This is a genomic window from Paratractidigestivibacter sp. (genome assembly GCF_052362415.1).
Classification (GTDB): domain Bacteria; phylum Actinomycetota; class Coriobacteriia; order Coriobacteriales; family Atopobiaceae; genus Paratractidigestivibacter.
Genome location: NZ_DAWEMK010000143.1, coordinates 2,922 through 3,624 on the forward strand (window position 1 = coordinate 2,922; position 703 = coordinate 3,624).

At 62.6% G+C, this 703-nt stretch carries 1 protein-coding gene; it reads left to right on the forward strand.

What is annotated here, in order from left to right; all coding sequences use genetic code 11:
- Positions 1-89: 89 nt before the first annotated feature.
- Positions 90-383 carry a hypothetical protein gene (locus ACT84W_RS09995; RefSeq protein WP_444329102.1) on the forward strand — a complete coding sequence of 98 codons (294 nt, stop codon included), beginning with the start codon at positions 90-92 and terminating at the stop codon, positions 381-383.
- The last annotated feature ends 320 nt before the right edge of the window (positions 384-703 follow it).

Sequence of the window (703 nt, forward strand, 5' to 3'; positions counted from 1 at the left end):
CGTGGCATACTCAAACAGATGTTTGTGAGAACATGTGTGCGTTATTGAACCGACGGGGCAAAGAGGACGAGGGGAGGCGAGGCGGCCGAATGTCGCAAGGGCTCGAAAAGCGCTCACGGCGCTATGTCCGTGTGCGCTGCGAGATCGACGCGGACGGCAGCCTCACGCCGATCGCCGTGCTGTGGTGCCCCGGCCGCGCCTACGAGATCACCAAGGTGAGCCGCCGCGAGAGCTGGCCGTGCCTGGGCACCGGCCGCGGCACCCGCTTTACCGTGTGGTTCGGCGGCTACCAGACGTACCTGTGGTGGGACACGAGCCGCTGGTATGTGATGAGCCGTCCGCCGAGGACGGCCAAAGAGGCGGTCTTCACGTCCTCTGGCTAGGTTATCGCCGTATCGCCCTCCTGCTCATGGTCTATTTCGGGTGGGCAAAAGCAATGCGCCGTCAACGTCCTGCGATCCTGCCGTGCTGCTAAACTGTGTTCCATCTGAATAATTGAGGGCACGGTTCGAACAGCTGCTACGCCTAGTAGAGAAAAAAGGATTCCGGTTCGACTCCGGATCAGTTGAAAGACTGTGTTCAAGGCTCGCCTGCTCGCGGCGGCGCGCGTCCGCGCGTTGCGAGGGGCGAATGGCGGGGACGCACCCTGCCGATCCTACCTGCCCTCCTGGACCCCGAAAGGGGGGAGGCGGGGTATATGAAA